Source organism: Pseudomonas sp. JC1203 (assembly GCF_056175065.1).
This window is the reverse complement of the sequence record NZ_JBWCAM010000029.1, coordinates 1-18,195: the sequence shown is the minus strand read 5'-3', so window position 1 is coordinate 18,195 and position 18,195 is coordinate 1. Positions and strand designations below refer to the sequence as shown.

The following is an 18,195-nucleotide window of genomic DNA, read 5'->3' as shown; positions in this document are numbered from 1 at the left end:
CAGCCTAAGCGCCGCCAGTAAGCTGCTGTTACAATGCAGGCCTTGGTCAATATTCATGTCAGATATTTGATAGGAGCACCCGGTGCCCGTCGTTTTCGTCGCCGCTTCCAAGCTGCCAACGCCTTTTGCGCAATTCACCATGCACGGTTTCCTCGATGAGGCCACTGGCCGCGAGCACGTCGTGCTGAGCCTGGGCGATGTCGCCGATGGCGAACCCGTGCTGGGCCGCCTGCACTCCGAATGCCTGACGGGCGATGCCCTGTTCAGCCAGCGCTGCGACTGCGGCTCGCAACTGGAAGCCGCCCTGCAGGCCATCGCCCGTGAAGGCCGTGGCGTGCTGCTGTACCTGCGTCAGGAAGGCCGCGGTATCGGCCTGCTGAACAAGATCCGCGCCTACGAGCTGCAGGACGGCGGTGCCGACACCGTCGAGGCCAACGAGCGCCTGGGCTTCGCCGCCGACCAGCGTGACTACGCCATGTGCCTGCCAATGCTGGAGCATCTGGGCGTGAAGTCGTTGCGCCTGATGACCAACAACCCACGCAAGGTCAAGGCCCTGACCAACATGAACATCGTGGTCGCCGAGCGCGTGCCACTGCACACCGGCCATAACCCGCACAACAAGCATTACCTGGCCACCAAGGCCGGCAAGCTGGGGCACATGATGGGCAACGAACACCAAAGCGAGGCCGATCGGGCGTGACCCGTTCGCAGGTGCGCCGCCGGTTGGCGGTAGCCTGGTGGCAGCAGCTGGCGCTGACCCTGCTGCCGTTGTTCGTCATGAGCTGGGCTTTCGGCCAGAGTGACGACCTGATGCCCGTGCTGGCCATGCCCATGTTCATAGCCGGCGCCGCCTCGATGTTCCTCAGCCTGCCGCGCTTCGGCGCCTACAAGCGCAGGCTGATCACCACCCAGCAAGCTCTCGACACTGCTCAGGAACCGGCGGCCTGGATCGCCCTGGCGGCCACCCGGCGCATGGCCTTCCTGTTCGCCGGCCTGCCGGCCTGGATCGCCGCACTGGCGGTGCTGTTCGGGCTGGAAGCGGTGCCCTTGTGCCTGCTGGCGCTGTCCAGCGTGCTGCTGCTCTGCCTCTACCGTATTCCGCGCCAGCTGAGCTGATGGCTCGCTGGCTCGCGTGCCTGCTGCTGGTGCTGTGCGCGCCTGCCCACGCGGCGCAGCGGGTGGTCAGCCTGGCGCCCTCCCTGACTGAAATTGCAGTTGAAGTAGGTGGCCAAGGCCGCCTGGTCGGCGTGCTCGATGCCGGGCCGCGGCCTGCTGGCCTGGAACACCTGCAGTCGGTAGGGCATTACGGGCAGTTGGACATGGAGCAGTTGCTGGCGCTGAAACCCGACTTGATCCTGCTGTGGCCTGGCAGTGTCGGCCCGGCCCAGCGCGAGCAACTGCGACGCCTGGGTATCGCGCTGATTACCGCCGAACCGCATTCCCTCGAAGACCTGGCCACCGCGCTGGAACAGATCGCCGTGCCCTTGGGCCAGGCCGAGCGCGGGCGCCAGCTTGCCGATGCTTTCCGCTTGCGCCTGGCGGCGTTGCGCGAGCGCTACCGCCGGGCCGCGCCGTTGCGGGTGTTCTATCAGGTATGGGATACGCCGCTGTACACCGTGGGTGGTGGGCAGATCATCAGTGATGGCTTGAGCGTCTGTGGTGGGCGCAACGTCTTCGCCGACCTGGCGCTGCCGGCGCCGCAGGTGAGCCTGGAGGGCGTGCTGCAACGTGATCCGCAGGTGATCGTGGTGCCCAATCAGGCGCAGGCCGATGCCTGGCGCAAGTGGCCGATCAAGGGCAGGGTGGTAGTGGGTGACCCGGGGGTAGAGCGCCCGAGCGGGCAGATGCTGGAGGCGTTGACGCGATTGTGTGAACGCGTGAATCAATGATCACCCCATCGCGACCAAGGTCGCGATGGGGTGATGCGGTCAGAGGCCGATCTGGCCCAGGCGCTTGCTGATCGCCGCTTCGATGCCGGCCTCGTCCAGGCCGCATTCCGCCAGCATTTGCGCAGGCTTGGCGTGCTCGACGTACACGTCCGGCAAGCCCAGGTGCAGCATAGGCTTGAGCAGGTTTTCAGCCGCCAGGAACTCGCCCACTGCAGCGCCGGCGCCGCCCATGATGCTGTTTTCCTCAAGGGTCACCAGCAGCTCATGGCGCGCGGCGATGTCGCGCACCAGCGCTTCATCCAGCGGCTTCACGAAGCGCATGTCGACCACTGTGGCGTCCAGCTTCTCGGCCACTTTCAGTGCTTCGGCCAGTTGCACGCCGAACACCAGCAGGGCAGTCTTGCTGCCTTCGCGGCGAATGACGCCCTTGCCGATTTCCAGCGGTTCAAGCCCGGCCTCGATGGTCGCGTTCGGGCCGGTGCCACGCGGGTAACGCACGGCAGCCGGGCCCTGATACAGGTGGCCGGTGCTGAGCATCTTGCGCAGTTCGTTCTCGTCGCTCGGAGTCATGATCACCATGCCCGGGATGCAACGCAGGTACGACAGGTCGAAGCTGCCGGCATGCGTCGGGCCGTCCTCGCCCACCAGGCCTGCGCGGTCGATGGCGAACAGCACGTCGAGGTTCTGCACCGCCACGTCATGGATCAGCTGGTCGTAGGCGCGCTGCAGGAAGGTGGAATAGATCGCCACTACCGGCTTGGCGCCTTCGCAGGCCATGCCCGCCGCCAGTGTTACCGCGTGCTGCTCGGCGATGGCCACGTCGAAGTAGCGCTCAGGGTAGCGTTCGCTGAAATCGACCAGGTCCGAGCCTTCTTTCATCGCCGGGGTGATGCCCACCAGGCGTTGATCGGCAGCCGCCATGTCGCACAGCCACTGGCCGAACACCGCGGAGTACTTCGGCCCCGTGGCTTTTTTCGGCGCGGCAGGCGCGTTCAGGGGGTCCAGCTTGGTGATGGCGTGGTAGCCGATCGGGTCGACCTCGGCCGGCGCGAAGCCCTTGCCCTTCTTGGTCACCACGTGCAGGAACTGCGGGCCCTTGAGGTCACGCATGTTGCGCAGCGTGGCAACCAGGGTGGGCAGGTCGTGGCCGTCGATGGGGCCAATGTAGTTCCAGCCCAGCTCTTCGAACAGGGTGCCGGGTACCAGCATGCCCTTGGCGTACTCTTCGGTACGGCGGGCGATCTCCCAGGCGCCGGGCAGGCGCGACAGCACTTTCTTGCTGCCTTCGCGCATGCTCGCGTAAGTGCGGCTGGAGAGGATCTTGGCCAGGTAGTTGGACAGGCCACCGACGTTGCGCGAGATCGACATGTCGTTGTCGTTGAGAATCACCAGCATGTCGGCGTTCACTTCGGGCGCATGGTTCAGCGCCTCGAAGGCCATGCCGGCGGTCAAGGCGCCGTCGCCGATCACGGCAATGGCCTTGCGCCCGCTATTCTGCAGGCGTGCGGCAATAGCCATGCCCAGGGCGGCACTGATGGAGGTGCTGGAGTGGCCGACGCCAAAGGTGTCGTATTCGCTCTCGCTGCGACGCGGGAAGGCGGCCAGGCCGTCTTTCTGGCGCAGGCTGGCCATGCGCTCACGACGCCCGGTCAGAATCTTGTGCGGGTAGGCCTGATGGCCCACGTCCCACACCAGGCGGTCGTCCGGCGTGTCGAAGACGTAATGCAGTGCAATCGTCAGTTCGATGACGCCCAGGCCGGCACCGAAGTGCCCGCCGGTCTGGCCAACGGTATAGAGCAACTCCTGGCGCAGTTCATCGGCCAGGGTTTCCAGCTCGGCTTCACCCAGTCGGCGCAAACCTGCCGGCGTGTCGGCACGGTCCAGCAGGGGCGTCAGCGGGCGTTCGCGGGGAATCTCTTGAAACGTCGTGGGCATCAGGCGAATCGTTATAAATATGAAGTGGCGGCAGTTTAACCTATGCAGCGCCGGCTGCCCACGCGATGACGCGTCGGGTGGTCAGCGCTGCTGTTCAACTGCGACGTTCGACAATGTAGCGGGCCAGTTCGCGCAGCGGTTCGGCCGCCGCATCGAATGGCTGCAGGGCTTCCAGTGCCTGGTCGCGCAACTGCAGCGCGTAGGCCTTGGCCATGCCCAGGCCCAGCAGGGCCGGGTAAGTCGGTTTGTCACGGGCGATGTCTGCGCCCTGGCGCTTGCCCAGGGTGGCGGTGTCGCTTTCCACGTCGAGGATATCGTCCTGGACCTGGAATGCCAGGCCGATCGCCTGTGCATAAGTCTTCAGCGCCTGGCGCTGCGCCGGGGTGGCGCAGCCGCTGGCCAGGGCCCCCAGTTGCACGCTGGCCTCGATCAGTGCACCGGTCTTGTGGCGGTGCATCAGTTCCAGCGCGCCCTGGTCGAGTTTCTTGCCAACCGAACCGAGGTCGATGGCCTGGCCGCCCACCATGCCAGCGGGGCCTGCGGCCTTGGCCAGGGCCATGGCCATCTGCAGGCGCACGGCTTCACCCTGGGGGCTCAGGCGCTCGTCCAGCAGGGCTTCGAACGCCAGGCTCTGGAGGCCATCGCCGGCCAGGATCGCGCAGGCCTCGTCGAAAGCCTTGTGGGTAGTGGGCTGGCCGCGACGCAGGTCGTCATCGTCCATGGCCGGCAGGTCATCGTGCACCAGCGAGTAGGCGTGAATCAGTTCCACCGCGCAGGCGGCGCCGTTGGCCTGTTCGGCCGGCGCGCCCAGCGCTTCGCAGGCGGCGTACACCAGCAGCGGGCGTACGCGCTTGCCGCCATTCATCACGCTGTAGCGCATGGCTTGGTAGAGGCGCGCCATCTCGGGCATCGGGGCGGCGAACAGGCTGTCCAGGGCGCTATCGACGCGCGCCTGGCAGCTGGCCTGGTAAGTGCTGATCATTCAGGTTGTTCCGCGTCAAAGGGCTCTTGCGTCAGCTCCCCGTCGCGCTCGAGCAGGATTTGCACCTTCTGCTCGGCCTGGGCCAGGGCGGCCTGGCAGTCGCGGGTCAGGCCAATGCCTTGTTCGAAGGCGGCCAGGGAATCTTCCAGCGACAATTCGCCGTTTTCCAGGCGTTCGACCAGCGTTTGCAGATCGGCCAGCGATTGCTCGAAATCCACGGAAGCTTTCTTACGGGCCATGGCGGCTCTCTCGACAGGAGTTGAAACCGCGCGACACTAGCAGAGCCGCGCGGCGCGGGCAAATCAGTGGGTGCAAAACACTGTTGCGTTTCCCCGTGGCAGCGCCCCTACAGGAGGTCGTTTACCGTTCCGGCTGTCGCAACGCGCTTGTGAAGCATCAATTCTGGCTTTACTGTATATAAAACCAGTGTAGAGAAAAACCCCATGCAGCTGATCGAGAAACTCAGCATCCTCGCCGACGCCGCCAAGTACGACGCTTCCTGCGCCAGCAGCGCCGCGCCCAAGCGCAGCTCCGAAGGCAAGGCCGGGCTTGGGGCCACCGATGGCATGGGTATCTGCCACAGCTATACGCCAGATGGCCGTTGCGTGTCGCTGCTGAAAATTCTGCTGACCAATTTTTGCCTGTTCGACTGCCAGTACTGCGTCAACCGCCGCTCCAGCGACGTGCCCCGGGCACGCTTCACCCCGGAAGAAGTGGTCACCCTGACCCTGGATTTCTACAAGCGCAATTGCATCAGCGGGTTGTTCCTGAGTTCGGGCATCATCCGCTCGGCAGACTACACCATGGAGCAACTCATACGCGTGGCCAAGCTGCTGCGCGAGGAACATCAGTTTCGTGGTTACATCCACCTCAAGACCATCCCTGAAGCCGATCCGTTGCTGATCGAAGAAGCAGGGCGGTACGCCGACCGTCTCAGCGTGAATATCGAACTGCCCACCGACGCCAGCCTGCAGACCCTGGCGCCGGAAAAACAGGTGGTTTCCATTCGCCAGGCCATGAACACCATCCACGTGGGCCGCGAAGCCGTGGCCAACGAACCCAAGGCGCCCAGCTTCGCGCCGGCAGGGCAAAGCACGCAGATGATCGTCGGCGCCGACGACACCGACGACAGCACCATCCTGCATAGCGCCGAGAGCCTGTACGGCAATTTCAAGCTCAAGCGCGTCTACTATTCCGCGTTCAGCCCCATCCCCAACAGCCCCAAGAGCGTGCCGCTGGCGGCGCCGCCGCTGATGCGCGAGCACCGGCTGTACCAGGCCGACTTCCTTCTGCGCGGTTATGGCTTCAAGGCCGGCGAGCTATTCCAGGGGCCGGGCCACCTGGCGCTTGACATCGACCCCAAGCTGGCCTGGGCGCTGGAGCACCGCGACGTGTTTCCGTTGGACCTCAACCGCGCCGAGCCCGCGCTGATTGCGCGCATTCCCGGCATCGGCATCCGTACCACCCAGCGGCTTGTGGAGCTGCGCCGCCAGCGGCGCATTCGCTACGAGGACCTGACGCGCCTGCGCTGCGTGCTGGCCAAGGCCAAGCCGTTCCTGATCACCAGTGACTATCATCCACGCCAGGCGGAAAGCAGCAGCCTGGCCCTGCGTGAGCAACTGCGTGATCGGCCTGCGCCTCAGCAGATGGGGTTGTGGGGATGATCACCCTCGACTGCGACGACCTGTTCGCCACGTGGCGGCAACAGGCGCGCTGGCTGCTGAGTCATCAAGTAGACCCCAGTGAAGTCAGCTGGGAGGTGGCGGACCTGTTCGCCTCTGATCGGGAGCTACCGGCCTCGCTCGGTGCGGTTCAGGCGCGGGTGCCGCTGGCCCTGGCCGAACAGTTGGAAACGGCCGCACGGTATCGCGGCGAGCAGCGCTGGAGCTTGCTGTACGAGGTGTTGTGGCGGGTGAGCCACGGCGACCGCACGGCCATGCTGGCGGGTGACCGGCTGGGCAGCGAACTGCACCGGCGCATCAAGCAGGTGTCCCGCGAAGCCCACCACCTGCACGCCTTCGTGCGCTTCGTGGCACTGACCGGCGCTGACAACAGTGCCGGCCAGCCCGAATACGTGGCCTGGCACGAGCCGGCCCATGACATCCTGGAAAGTGCCAGTACGCATTTCATCGGCCGCATGGGCCGCCACCGCTGGTTGATCGCCACCCCGCGCGACGGCGTGTACTACGATGGTGAGGCCATGCACTACCAGCGCCAGTGCCCCCCTGCCTGGCAACAACTGGCGCAGCAGGCCGAAGACCCTCACGGGGAGCTGTGGTTGACGTATTACAGCCATATCTTCAACCCGGCGCGGCTCAACACCCGCGCCATGCAGGGGCATTTGCCCAGCCGGTTCTGGAAGCACCTGCCGGAAGGGGTATTGATACCAGGGCTGATCAGCGAGGCGCGCACGGGCAAGCAGCGTGACGGGCAGGCGAGCGCCATCGGTAACCGACAGGGCAAGCGTATCCTGCCTGGGCGATGAGCACTGGTTGGCATTTCCACGTTGCGGCTGATTGTTAAACCCACGCCTGGTAGCTACTCTTCGCGCGCCTTGAAGACGGGCTATAAAATGTGTCGACGGACCTGACACCTGTTCCCACGCATTGCAGGAAGCACATATGCGATTTCTTATCGGGTTGAACGCTGTGCTCTGGGCGTCTGCCGCCCTTGCGGACACGTCCGCCACGCTTGATGGCCCCGCCGGCGGCTGGCGCTATTTCGGCCTGCTCGACCGCAGCGAAAACCCGCGCGTGGCGTACCCCACGCCGCCCATCGACCGTGGCATCCAGCGCAACCGCAGCATGATCGAAGGCCAGATCAAGGCCACCTCGGCGCAGCGTCAGCCGCACACACTTGCGGTGAATGGCAATGCGTTGAGTTTGTACACCGACGAAGACGGACGTTTCGCCCGGCCTTATGCCTTTGGCGCCGGTTCCAACAGCGTTGAGGTGCGCAGTAGCGAAGGCAAATCCCTCAAACGCGTGCAGTTCTACGAAGCCAATGACCAGCGTACCCCGGCGCGCATTCGCATCTTCCTGGCCTGGGACGACCCCAAGGCCGAGCTCGACCTGCACATCATCACCCCGGACGGCCAGCACGCGTTCTACGCCAACCCGGTGCTGAGCAATGGTGGCGGCCTGGACACCGACAGCGTCGACGGACCGGGGCCGGAGATGTTCACCATGACTGCACCGATGCACGGCACCTATCTGGTCTACGTCAACTACTGGGGCAACTACAGTAATGGTGGCTATAACTTTGAGGAGCACGCCAATCAGAACGAGGTCATCACCTCGCAGATCAACCTGGTGCTCAACGAAAACACCGTCAACGAAAAGCGCGAGAGCTTCATCGTGCCCTTGCGAGCCATCGGCGACCTGCTGCTGGTCAAGACCTTCACTTATTGAACCCTGCACCGCATGGATGAATCGGGCTTTGCGAACATGAGCGAAACGACCGCTACACCGGCCGCCATTCCGGCGGCCCCGGCACCTTCCCCCGGCAGACGCCGCAACGCGTGGCTGGCTATCGGCTTGTGCCTGGTAGCTGCCGTTGCTGGCGGCCTGGGTTGGTACCTGCACAGGCCCACATTGCCAGCCGCGGCTTTGGCGATGGACCGGTTGGGCCTCAGCCGCCCCGACGCGCTACTGGAAACCCGCGCGCTCAGCCAGTTGCCCCGGGACCTGCTCAGCGTGCCGTTCCTGCGCGAGACGCTGACCGAAGACTTCGTCTTCTATTACGAAACCCACGGTGACCGCCTGGGGCTGGTCGGCAGCCTGCGGCGGATCATCTACGAACATGACCTCAAGTTGCAGGATGACCTCATCGAAGCGCTTTTCGATCAGCCGGCAACCGTGGCGCTGTGGCGTGGCGGCGATGGCCGCCTCAAGGATTTCTTGCTGGTGATGGACCGCGGCGGGCTGGCCAAGCTGCTTGAACCGTTGGCCCACGTGGCGCTGGATGACCAGCAGTTGAGCAAAGTCGGTGAACTGAAGGTGGGCAGTGAAAACGTGCCGCTTTACCGCCTGGCGTACAACGCCAGCAAGTCGCTGCTGTTTGCGTCCCGCGGCGACAAGCTGGTGGTGCTGTCCAACCCGGACAAACTCCATGACGTGGAAGCCGATGGTGAAGTAGCCCCGGGTGCTGTCTCCAACCAGGCGCTGGCGGCGTTGCTCGGCGGTAACCAATTGTTCCCTGGAGCCTTCGGCCTGCAGCCCATGGCCGCGGCGCTCAAGCAACGTATCGCCATCAACGCCAGCGTGCTTGCGATGGGCTACCAGCGTTTCATCCCGACCTTCGCCGGCATCCGCCTGGACATGGATGACAAGGGCTGGCACAGCTACCTGGCGCTGGACGAGACCGACAACGCCCCCGACCTGGACTTCAATCCCATCTGGCAGGCCATGCCCGTAGGTGCCAGTGCATGCGTGGCCTTGCCGTTGGCTACCGAGCAACAGCAGCCGTTGTTGGTTAAGCTAGGTGCCGACGAGCAAACCGCCAAGGCACTGACCGAGCACATGACGGGAGCCGCCGGCCTGTGCTGGTACCCGGATTCCCACCTGTACACGCCGTTACTCGTGGCCGGCCTGGACACGGCGGACGGCAGCAAGCTCGACGCCAACCTGGGCGCGCTGTTCGGCGGCATGGTGGGTGCCTGGGAAAGCAAGGTACCTGGTGGCCAATTCCCGGTCAGCGAACAGACGCCACCCCAGGGCCATCAGTGGCAGCGCCTGGTCAGCTCCAACTTCGGTCAGTATCGCAATCGTGATGCCGAACAGCCCGACAGCATCACCGGCAAGGGCTTCTTCAAGGTCAGCCTGGCGCGGCATGGCTCGACGCTGCTGTTTTCCCTCGATGACACACTGGTGGGCAAGGCGATGGGCGCCTTGGACAAACACGTCGCGCCGCTGGCCGACATAGCGCCCAAAGACGCGCTGATGTCCATTTACCTGGGGCCCGATTCCCTGGCGCAATTGATGCAGCAGGAGACCCTCGACAGCCTGCCCCAGGACATGGAGCCGGTGTTTCGCAATGCCGCCCAGACCCACCTGCTTCCCAAGCTGCAGAAGCTGGCCGGGTATGGTCGGTACGCCCTGACCTTGCCCAAGGGCAGTGAGCCCGACGGGCATTGGCAATGGCTGCCGCTGCAATGGCGTGCCTTGTGAAAGGCATAGGCGTGATGGCGCTGGCGCTATTGTTCAGTGCCCGGTTGCTGGCCGCCCCAACGCCCGGGCTGGATGCCCAGCAGTCCCAGGTGTTTCGCGCCTGGTTCGTGCGTATCGCCCAGGAGCAACTGACCCAGGGCCCCAGCCCGCGCTGGTATCAGCAGGACTGCGCGGGCCTGGTGCGCTTCGCTGCGAATGAGGCGCTGAAAGTGCATGACGACAAATGGCTGCGCGCCAACGGCCTGTCCAACCGCTACCTGCCGCCGGAGCTGGCGCTCAGCGACGCCCAGCGCGTCCTGGCGCAACAGTGGCAGCAAGGCGGCGGCAAGGTCGGGCCCTACGTCAACGCCATCAAGCTGATCCAGTTCAACAGCCACCTGGTCGGCCGCGACCTGAACCAGGCGCGCCCCGGCGACCTGATGTTCTTCGACCAGGGCGACGACCAGCACCTGATGATCTGGATGGGCCGCAACATCGCCTATCACACCGGCACCACCACCCCCACCGACAACGGCATGCGCTCGGCAAGCGTGCAGCAACTCATGACATGGAAGGACACCCGATGGATACCCGACGCAGCCAACCCGAATTTCATCGGTGTCTATCGGCTCAATTTCCTCCGATGAAGGCTGCTCTGGTGGTGCGCCTGTGCCTGTGGCTGTTGTGCCTGCTGGCGCCCTTGAATGTGGCGCGTGCCGAAGATTCGGTGCCGGGCAGTGACTATGCGCCCCTGGCCGGTGAAAGTTTCTTCCTGCTGGCCGACAGCAGCTTCGCCACCAATGAGCAGGCCATGGTTCGCCTGGAAGCACCGGGCCGTGACTACCGCAGGTTTCGCATGGAGCCCTACGGCGGCGCCGACATTCGTGTGTACCGCATCGACCAGCCGCTGGAGTTTTTGAAACGCCAGAAGAACCTGCACCGCGTTGCCAGCGAAGGCCAGTTCAAGGGCGAAGGGTTGTCCAACACCCTGGCCTACCTGTGGGACAACTGGTACCGCAAGTCTCGCCGTGTGATGCAACGGGCGTTTACCTATGAGTCGCGCAAGGAAGTCACCGACCAGGTGCCGGAACTGAAGATGGGCAACGTCATCGCCGCTCCCACCCAATACGATGCGCAACCGCAGTACGCGCCTATTCCGGGCCTGCCGCTGGTCACCCAATTCCGCTACCCGTTGTGGCAAGCCAAGCCGATCCAGCCGCCCAAGGGCGTGGACCTGGCCGGCTCGTCCAGCGAGTTCATCAGCGTGGCGCCGGGCAATGTGTACATCCCGTTGGGCAAGCTGAAGCCGGGGCTATACCTGGTGGAGGCGCTTATCGGCAAGTACCGCGCCACCACCGTGGTGTTCGTCTCCAATACGGTGGCAGTCAGCAAGATCGCCGGTGATGAATTGCTGGTGTGGTCGGCGCGCAAGCACGAAGGCAGCTCGGTACCCAAGGTCAAGGTGCTGTGGACTGACGGCCTTGGCGTGATGAGCAGTGGCGAGACCGATGCCGATGGCCTGCTGCGGCTCAAGCACGCCAGCCCGGAACGTTCCTACGTGATTGGCGAGGACACCGAGGGTGGCGTGTTCGTCTCCGAAAACTTCTATTACGACAGCGAGATCTACGACACCAAGCTCTACGCCTTCACCGACCGGCCGCTGTACCGGCCGGGTGATTGGGTGTCGATGAAAATCGTCGGCCGTGAGTTCAAGAACGCTCGCGATTCGGTATCGCCTACTGCCGGTGCGGTGCACGTCAGCGTCATTGATGCTGCTGGCACCGCCCTGCAAGGCATGGACTTGAACCTGGACGGCAAGGCTGGCAGCCAAGGCCGCTTCCAACTGCCGGATAATGCCGTGGCCGGCGGTTACGAGCTGCGGTTCACCTACCGCGACCAGGCTTACAGCAGCGCCTTCCGGGTTGCCGAGTACATCAAGCCGCACTTCGAGATTTCCCTCGACCTGGTCAAGCAGGACTTCCGCACCAATGAACCCGTGAAAGGCAAGCTGCTGCTGATGTATCCCGACGGCAAGCCGGTGGCCAACGCACGCCTGACCCTCAGCCTGCGGGCCCAGCAGTTGTCCATGGTGGAAAACGAGCTGCAGTACCTGGGCCAGTTCCCGGTGGAGCTGACCAGCACCGAGCTGACCACCGACGCCAACGGCTATGCCAGTATCGAGCTGCCGGCCGCCGAGAAACCCAGCCGCTACATGCTCACCGTGTTTGCCAGCGACGGCGCCGCCTACCGGGTCAAGACCACCAAGGAAATCCTCATCGAGCGTGGTGCCGCCCAGTACCGGCTTGCCGCGCCCGAGCGCTTCAGCGCCGTGGGCGGCAAGGTTGCCTTCAGCTACCAAGCTGAGCAGCCTACCCCTATCAAGCCTTCGGCCTACACCTGGGTGCGCCTGGAAGACCAGACCTCCGGCGGCGGCAAGCTGGCGGCTGGCGACAACGGCTTCAGCCTGGCCTTCGACCGGCCGGGTACCTACAACCTCAGCCTGGTCGACGAGCACCAGCGCATCCTCGGCGCCACCGGCCATTCGGTGACCGGCGATGGCGTCAAGGCAGTGCCCGGCACCGTGGAAATCGTCCTCGACAAGCCCGAGTACAAGGCGGGTGATGAGGCGCTGGCGCTGGTCACTTTCCCTGAACCGGTCAGTGATGCGCTGCTGTCACTGGAGCGCGACAAGGTCGAGGCTACCGCGCTGCTCACCAAAGGCGGCGATTGGCTGAAAGTCGACACCATCAGCCCCACTCAGTACCGCGTGCACATCCCGGTTAAAGACAGCTTTGCGCCAAACCTGACCTTCTCGGTGCTCTACACCAAGGGTGGGGAATACAGTTTCCAGAACGCCGGTATCAAGGTAGTGGCGCCGCAGATCGATATCGCCATTGCTACCGACAAGGCGCAGTACCAGCCAGGTGACACCGTCACCGTCGACCTGGGTACCCGGTTCGTCGGCAAGCCGATTTCGGCGCACCTTACTGTCAGCGTCGTCGATGAAATGGTCTATGCCCTGCAGCCGGAAATTGCCCCGGGTATTGACCAGTTCTTCTACCATCCGCGCCGTAACAATGTGCGCACCAGCGCCAGCCTTTCCTTTATAAGCTACGACGTGGCGTTACCCGGCAGCCCCGCGGCGCCGGGCAAGGCCAACCGCAGTGAACGCGGAGTGAAGGTGCTGGAGCGTCCGCGCCGTGAAGACGTCGATACCGCAGCTTGGCAGCCGGAGCTGGTGACCGATGCCAACGGCCACGCACGCTTCACCTTCCGCATGCCCGACTCGCTGACCCGTTGGCGCATCACTGCGCGGGCCATTGCCGATGATGGCCAGGTCGGGCAGCGTCAGCAGTTCCTGCGCTCGGAAAAACCGCTGTACCTGAAATGGAGCGGACCCACTCGTTTCCGCGCCGGTGATCATCCAGACCTTGGCTTGTTTGCTTTCAGTGAGGCCGAGCAGCCAGTCAAGGCCGAGCTGCTGGTGCATGCCTTTGGCCAGGAGCAGCGGGTGCCACTCACACTCGCCAAGGGCATCAACTATATCCCGCTCCCAACCTTTGCCAGCACGGGTACGGCCGGCAGTGCCGACCTGAGCGCTGAGCTGCACCAGGACGGCAAACCCCAGGACGCTTTGGCTGTGCGCATCGACACCGTCGCCGACGGCTGGCAGACGGTACATACCCAAGCGCTGGATGTGAGCGCCGGGGACGTACCGCTGACGCTGCCCCTGGACGCCAGCAACCTGCGGCTGCGCCTGGACGACAGCCCGCAAGCGCTGTTCCGCGCCAGCCTCGACGACCTGCTGGAATACCCGTGGGGCGGGGTGGAGCAGACTGCCAGCCAGCTGCTGCCCTTGAGCATCGCTTATCCGTCGCTCTCGGCCGATACCAGCGTGCGTGACCGCTTGCGCCTGATCCTGCAGAACAGCCGCCTGCGCCTTATCCAGATGGCCGGCCCGGAAGCGGCGTTCACCTGGTGGGGCGAGGACCTGGCACCGGACGCCTTCCTCACCGCCTACGCCTACTATGCCGATTGGCACGCCAGCAAGGCATTGGGCCTGGCCCTGCCGCCGGGCCACTGGCAGCGGGTGATGGACGTGTATGGCAAACAGGCGGCCAATACGCCGCTGCTGCAACGGGCGCTGGTCCTGTCGTTCGCCAGGGAAATGCAGCTGCCGGTCGCCACGCTGGTCAGCGGCCTCATGGATGACCTGGCCAAGGCGGGCCCGGGTGCCAATGCCAACCTGCTGGATGATGGTGAAGACAGCGTGGTGATGGAAGCCCCGGACTCGGCGTTGGGATTGGCCTGCGCTCGCGTGCTGACCGCCGCGTTGGCGCAACAGAGCAAGGTTGCCCAGCCCGAAGCGTTTACCCGGCAACTGGAGGATGCCCGTCAGCGGGTGGCTACAAGCGGCCAGCCGTTTGCCGCGGCGCTAGACCTGTCGTTGAAACCCGCCAATGCCGAGCAGACGCGCGACTTGCTGCAACGCCTGCTACCACAGCAGTCCACCCTGGAGCGCGCGCTGGCGCTGACCTGGTTGCACAATGGCCTGGCCCAGCCGGCCAAAGGCAGCGCGTTGACGCCGAGTACGGATTGGCACGCGGAGCAGGGTGTTTCCGGCAGCGGTTTCTGGCAGTGGCAGGGCAAGGCGGTGCCGACCACGCTCACCTTGAACGGTGGCAGCGAGCGGCCGGTGCGAGCGCTGTTGACCTTCGACAGCAAGCAGGCCGCACCCGACGACCTGCCCGTGATGGTCAAGCGCCGTTTGTTGCGGCTGGTGCCGGGCGACCAGGCTTTCACCTTCAAGCTGGAAGCGGTTGGCAACAAACCACTGGCCAGTGACAGCCTCTACCTGGACGAGATCACAGTCAGCACCAAGGGCCAGCCGCTGCGTTACGGCATGCTCGAAGTGCCGTTGCCGCCGGGCGCCGACATAGAGCGAACCACCTGGGGCATCAAGTTGACGGGGCAGGGCGCTGCCGATGCTGCGCCGCTGGAAAAGGCACGCTTCGAGCCGGGGCAGTTGGCCTACGGTATCGCCGTGGATAGTCTCAGCGGTGAGCTGCGGTTCCGCCATTTGGTGCGCTTCTCCCAGAAGGGCCAGTTCAACCTGCCGCCAGTGCGCTACACCCAGCTGTATGCACCCCAGCACAAAGCCGAAGAGAAGAAAGTTGCGCTTGGCCAGGTCACGGTCAAGTGATGCGTTTCTATATAGGTGTGCTGCTGTGCCTGTGCTCTTTGCTGTCGCAGGCAGAAGAGGCACCCTTGCGCCTGGCCTGGTCAAATGGGCAGGGGTATGAGCTGGTGCAGTTCAACCGCACCCAAGTCGTCAGCCGCGAGCCTTTGCCCAGCGGCCTGCAAACGCCGTTGGGCAGCTTGTGGAAACTGTTTGTCTACGCCTGGCTGGTAGACACCGGTCAGGATGAAGCTGCCTACGACTGCCAGGGCCATGACCGCGATGAAGTCTACTGCTGCACCCCGGGCGGCAACGTCGCTCGGGACCAGGCACTGGTGCATTCCTGCGGCCTGTACTTTGCGCCTGCGCGGTTGCACATAGACCCGTCCAAATGGCGCAGCTACTGGCAAGCGCGCAATGCGCCGGCCTGGCTTGCGGACATTGCCCAGCTGCAACCGCAAACCCGCGTACCGGTCACGCAGTTGCTCGATAGCCTTCGCGTGCTGCCCGCCCAGCAACAGGCCAGGCAGTTGTTGCTGGACGTAGTACTCAATGCTGGCGATGGCCAGGCAGTGGGCAGTCTCGGTGGCCGCTTGAGGGTCAAGACCTGGAGCTGGCTGGCAGATGGCGACGCCAAGGCGCGGCAGGGTGGCTTTGCCGGGTGGTTGCAGGATGGCACGCCGGTGTGGGTCGGGGGCACTGGCACCAGCCAGATGGTCCTTGGTCATTACGCCGAAGTGCTCGGTGCGTTCCTGCCCGCGCCATGGGCCCGGGACACTGGTCGTTGCGTGGAGGTTGACCTGTTTGCACGGTACCCTCTCAAGAGTGTGCTTGCTGCTGCCGGTAGCCCTGCACCTGACGGGGTATTGCAAGGGCATTACCGCGCGGTCTTTAGCAACGGCAATAACCTGGACATCAACAGCAGCGGCGACCTATACCTGCAACAAGGCAACGGCCAGCCCCGGCTTGTCGCCCGGTTGGATCGGGAAGAGTACGTCGCCCGGGTGCTACAGCGCGAAGCCAGGAGCCAGCCCGCAGAAGCGGCGAAGGCGTTGGCGGTGGCGATTCGCACCTACCTGCTGCAGAACGCCGGGCGCAATGGCGATTGCCTGAGCATCGAGGACAGCAGTAGCCGGCAACGGGTAGCGCCGGGTGCGGCCAGTGATGATGCGCGCCGTATCGTCGCCTGGACCAGCGACCTAGTGTTGGCTGGCAGCCCGGTTACTTACCATTCCGACACGCCGGGGCCCGACAAACTGTCCTGGGCCCAGGCGGTGCAGCAGGCCAACAGCGGCCTGCGCTACGACACCATCCTGCAGCGTGCCTATCCGCGCGCGAGCCTCAGCCGCTAGGACAATCCCGTGGCTTCCTGCGAGGCGCTGCCTGCCGCCCAGGCCTGGCTGGTGACTCAACGCCGCCAGTGGCGCCCTACATTGGATAACGAAGTGGGCTACAACGAAATCAGTACGTTCGCGGTTTGCCGCCTGGCGTACGGGCGGCCTCATGTGGACCGTGAACGCCAGCGTATCTACGTACGTGGCGTGCTTACCCTTCAAGACCGCCTCGACCTGACTCATGAATACCTGCACCTGGCATTTGAGGCCCACCCCAACGGCCAGGATGAAAGCTACATCGAAGGGCTCGCCCGCCACCTGCTCCTGGACTAGGCCATGACACCGCGCATCTCTACCACTGCCCTGTTCCTGGGTGCCTTGCTGGCACTGCCGGCCGCCCAGGCGGGCAATCCCATCAGCATGGATACACCTGTGGGCGGCTGGCGCAGCGGCACGCCAGAGGGCGAGCACTTTCGCCAGACCGTCAACTACCCGGCCTCGTCGGTGAACACAGCCTCGGACCAGGCGGATACCGCACGCATCATGGGGGACATCAAGGGCATGCCGAAAAGCGCCGACCAGCCCGGCAAGGTCATCGTCAATGGTGTCGCCATGCCATTGAAGCTGGATGGCAACGGCCACTTCGACCGGCCCTTCTCATTCCCCAGCGGTACCAACAGCGTCGAAGTGCGCAGCCCCGACGGCCAGCAGAAGCGCCGCGTGCAATTCCTCAACACCGGCAGCGCCAGCCCGGCCAGGCTGCGCATCCTGCTGTCATGGGACAGCGATAACACCGACCTCGACCTGCACGTCATCACCCCGGATGGCGCACACATCTGGTACGGCGACCGCACCGCCCCCAACGGCGCCGCGCTGGACGTCGACGTGACCACCGGCTACGGCCCGGAGATATTCGCCATGCCGGCGCCGCAGAAAGGCCAGTACCTTATATATGTGAACTACTTCGGCGGTGGCTACCGCGAAGGGGAAGAGGGGGAAAGTGCGGTGAAGCCCTTGACCACTGCACAGATTACGATGATCACGGAGGAGGGCACGCCGAGTGAGAAGATGGAAACGTTCCTGGTGCCAATGCGTGCGCCGGGGGAGCTGACGTTGGTGCGCAGGTTCAGTTATCCGTGATGGGGTTGGATTGCGTAACGGCCACCGGGTGCATGCCGTTGTTTTGATGGTGTTCATGCAATCGCGCGCCGCCCGCGCGGCGCTTCGCGGCCGCAGGCCGCTCCTACCGTTTGTTTCGGGCCAATCACACCAATGCCATCTCCCGGGTCCGCTTTGTTTGCCCACTGCAAATCTCCTTTGGTGCAAACAGAGCGGCCCCGGGAGATACCACTGACATAACTGGCCCGAAACAAATGGGTAGCACCGGCCAGAGGCCGGGTCGCGCCGCGCGGGCGGCGCTCGGTGTGGTGAGGCTTGAAGATTCCCAGGCATGCACCTGGTGGCCTTCACACGGTCGCCCGCGGGGAAGCTTCTGACTTTAAAGACAATTCCTCGAAATTAACCCTTGACCTGCCTCCGAATCTCTCTATAATTCGCCCCACTTCCGGCGCAACCTAAACGGAAAACTCCTTGAGTTTCAATGAGTTAACCGAAGTAAGCAGCTCCGAAAGGTTTCGATCTTAACGTCGAAAGCGGTGAAAAAGGTGGTTGACAGTAACGCAGGTTGCTGTAGAATTCGCCTCCCGCTAACGAGAGATCGAAGCGAGTC

13 protein-coding genes and 1 pseudogene are annotated in these 18,195 nt (G+C 64.2%); 11 read left to right on the top strand and 3 right to left on the bottom strand.

Features of this window, described 5'->3' with window-relative positions:
• The first annotated feature begins 82 nt into the window (after nucleotides 1–82).
• The 3 genes from ribA to AC0SZ7_RS29725 are packed head-to-tail and all read left to right on the top strand — an operon-like array spanning nucleotide 83 to nucleotide 1,889.
• Nucleotides 83–700 carry a GTP cyclohydrolase II gene (gene ribA / locus AC0SZ7_RS29735; RefSeq protein WP_475507711.1) on the top strand — a complete coding sequence of 206 codons (618 nt, stop codon included), beginning with the start codon at nucleotides 83–85 and terminating at the stop codon, nucleotides 698–700.
• The gene (locus AC0SZ7_RS29730) at nucleotides 697–1,116 is read left to right on the top strand and encodes an MFS transporter (RefSeq protein ID WP_475507710.1); all 420 of its coding nucleotides are present in this window, start codon (nucleotides 697–699) and stop codon (nucleotides 1,114–1,116) included. Before ribA ends, AC0SZ7_RS29730 begins: the two co-directional genes overlap by 4 nt.
• A complete protein-coding gene (locus tag AC0SZ7_RS29725; RefSeq protein ID WP_475507709.1) occupies nucleotides 1,116–1,889 on the top strand; it encodes a cobalamin-binding protein in 774 nt (257 codons plus the stop codon). The genes AC0SZ7_RS29730 and AC0SZ7_RS29725 overlap by 1 nt, the downstream gene beginning before the upstream one ends.
• A 39-nt stretch (nucleotides 1,890–1,928) precedes the next feature.
• Here the strand turns inward: AC0SZ7_RS29725 and dxs are convergent, their stop codons facing one another.
• From dxs to AC0SZ7_RS29710, 3 genes are all read right to left on the bottom strand, one after another.
• Nucleotides 1,929–3,824 (bottom strand): 1-deoxy-D-xylulose-5-phosphate synthase, encoded by a 1,896-nt coding sequence (gene dxs / locus AC0SZ7_RS29720; protein WP_475507708.1) that lies wholly within the window; start codon nucleotides 3,822–3,824, stop codon nucleotides 1,929–1,931.
• Nucleotides 3,825–3,918: 94 nt separating this feature from the next.
• Entirely contained in the window at nucleotides 3,919–4,806 is an 888-nt protein-coding gene (locus tag AC0SZ7_RS29715; protein ID WP_475507707.1) for a polyprenyl synthetase family protein, read from the bottom strand.
• Nucleotides 4,803–5,045 (bottom strand): exodeoxyribonuclease VII small subunit, encoded by a 243-nt coding sequence (locus tag AC0SZ7_RS29710; protein WP_008374063.1) that lies wholly within the window; start codon nucleotides 5,043–5,045, stop codon nucleotides 4,803–4,805. Before AC0SZ7_RS29710 ends, AC0SZ7_RS29715 begins: the two co-directional genes overlap by 4 nt.
• 204 nt (nucleotides 5,046–5,249) lie before the next feature.
• On the opposite strand from AC0SZ7_RS29710, the gene AC0SZ7_RS29705 reads away from it, so the two are divergent.
• From AC0SZ7_RS29705 to AC0SZ7_RS29670, 8 genes and pseudogenes are all read left to right on the top strand, one after another.
• The gene (locus AC0SZ7_RS29705; protein ID WP_475507706.1) at nucleotides 5,250–6,470 is read left to right on the top strand and encodes a putative DNA modification/repair radical SAM protein; all 1,221 of its coding nucleotides are present in this window, start codon (nucleotides 5,250–5,252) and stop codon (nucleotides 6,468–6,470) included.
• A complete protein-coding gene (locus AC0SZ7_RS29700) occupies nucleotides 6,467–7,291 on the top strand; it encodes a TIGR03915 family putative DNA repair protein (RefSeq protein WP_475507705.1) in 825 nt (274 codons plus the stop codon). Before AC0SZ7_RS29705 ends, AC0SZ7_RS29700 begins: the two co-directional genes overlap by 4 nt.
• A 136-nt stretch (nucleotides 7,292–7,427) precedes the next feature.
• Nucleotides 7,428–8,216, top strand: a complete 789-nt coding sequence (locus AC0SZ7_RS29695; protein ID WP_475507704.1) for a YfaP family protein — start codon at nucleotides 7,428–7,430, stop codon at nucleotides 8,214–8,216.
• A gap of 36 nt (nucleotides 8,217–8,252) precedes the next feature.
• Nucleotides 8,253–9,974: a DUF2138 domain-containing protein gene (locus AC0SZ7_RS29690; RefSeq protein ID WP_475507703.1), complete on the top strand. Its 1,722-nt coding sequence runs from the start codon at nucleotides 8,253–8,255 to the stop codon at nucleotides 9,972–9,974.
• Nucleotides 9,975–9,988: 14 nt separating this feature from the next.
• On the top strand, nucleotides 9,989–10,600 hold the full coding sequence (locus tag AC0SZ7_RS29685; RefSeq protein WP_475507750.1) for a DUF1175 domain-containing protein: 612 nt from the start codon (nucleotides 9,989–9,991) through the stop codon (nucleotides 10,598–10,600).
• Nucleotides 10,597–15,156: an alpha-2-macroglobulin family protein gene (locus AC0SZ7_RS29680; RefSeq protein WP_475507702.1), complete on the top strand. Its 4,560-nt coding sequence runs from the start codon at nucleotides 10,597–10,599 to the stop codon at nucleotides 15,154–15,156. Before AC0SZ7_RS29685 ends, AC0SZ7_RS29680 begins: the two co-directional genes overlap by 4 nt.
• Nucleotides 15,153–16,799: pseudogene (locus AC0SZ7_RS29675) on the top strand (DUF2300 domain-containing protein). The gene AC0SZ7_RS29680 and the pseudogene AC0SZ7_RS29675 overlap by 4 nt, the downstream one beginning before the upstream one ends.
• A gap of 3 nt (nucleotides 16,800–16,802) precedes the next feature.
• Complete coding sequence (locus AC0SZ7_RS29670) at nucleotides 16,803–17,606, top strand: YfaP family protein (RefSeq protein WP_475507701.1); 804 nt, start codon at nucleotides 16,803–16,805, stop codon at nucleotides 17,604–17,606.
• Nucleotides 17,607–18,195 lie beyond the last annotated feature (589 nt).

Excerpts from the sequence above, each read along its gene's own strand:
- AC0SZ7_RS29715 (WP_475507707.1), bottom strand. The coding sequence starts at position 4,806 with ATGATCAGCACTTACCAGGCCAGCTGCCAGGCGCGCGTCGATAGCGCC.
- AC0SZ7_RS29690 (WP_475507703.1), top strand. The coding sequence starts at position 8,253 with ATGAGCGAAACGACCGCTACACCGGCCGCCATTCCGGCGGCCCCGGCA.
- AC0SZ7_RS29725 (WP_475507709.1), top strand. The coding sequence starts at position 1,116 with ATGGCTCGCTGGCTCGCGTGCCTGCTGCTGGTGCTGTGCGCGCCTGCC.
- AC0SZ7_RS29710 (WP_008374063.1), bottom strand. The coding sequence starts at position 5,045 with ATGGCCCGTAAGAAAGCTTCCGTGGATTTCGAGCAATCGCTGGCCGAT.
- dxs (WP_475507708.1), bottom strand. The coding sequence starts at position 3,824 with ATGCCCACGACGTTTCAAGAGATTCCCCGCGAACGCCCGCTGACGCCC.
- AC0SZ7_RS29695 (WP_475507704.1), top strand. The coding sequence starts at position 7,428 with ATGCGATTTCTTATCGGGTTGAACGCTGTGCTCTGGGCGTCTGCCGCC.
- AC0SZ7_RS29680 (WP_475507702.1), top strand. The coding sequence starts at position 10,597 with ATGAAGGCTGCTCTGGTGGTGCGCCTGTGCCTGTGGCTGTTGTGCCTG.
- AC0SZ7_RS29705 (WP_475507706.1), top strand. The coding sequence starts at position 5,250 with ATGCAGCTGATCGAGAAACTCAGCATCCTCGCCGACGCCGCCAAGTAC.
- AC0SZ7_RS29670 (WP_475507701.1), top strand. The coding sequence starts at position 16,803 with ATGACACCGCGCATCTCTACCACTGCCCTGTTCCTGGGTGCCTTGCTG.
- AC0SZ7_RS29700 (WP_475507705.1), top strand. The coding sequence starts at position 6,467 with ATGATCACCCTCGACTGCGACGACCTGTTCGCCACGTGGCGGCAACAG.
- AC0SZ7_RS29685 (WP_475507750.1), top strand. The coding sequence starts at position 9,989 with ATGGCGCTGGCGCTATTGTTCAGTGCCCGGTTGCTGGCCGCCCCAACG.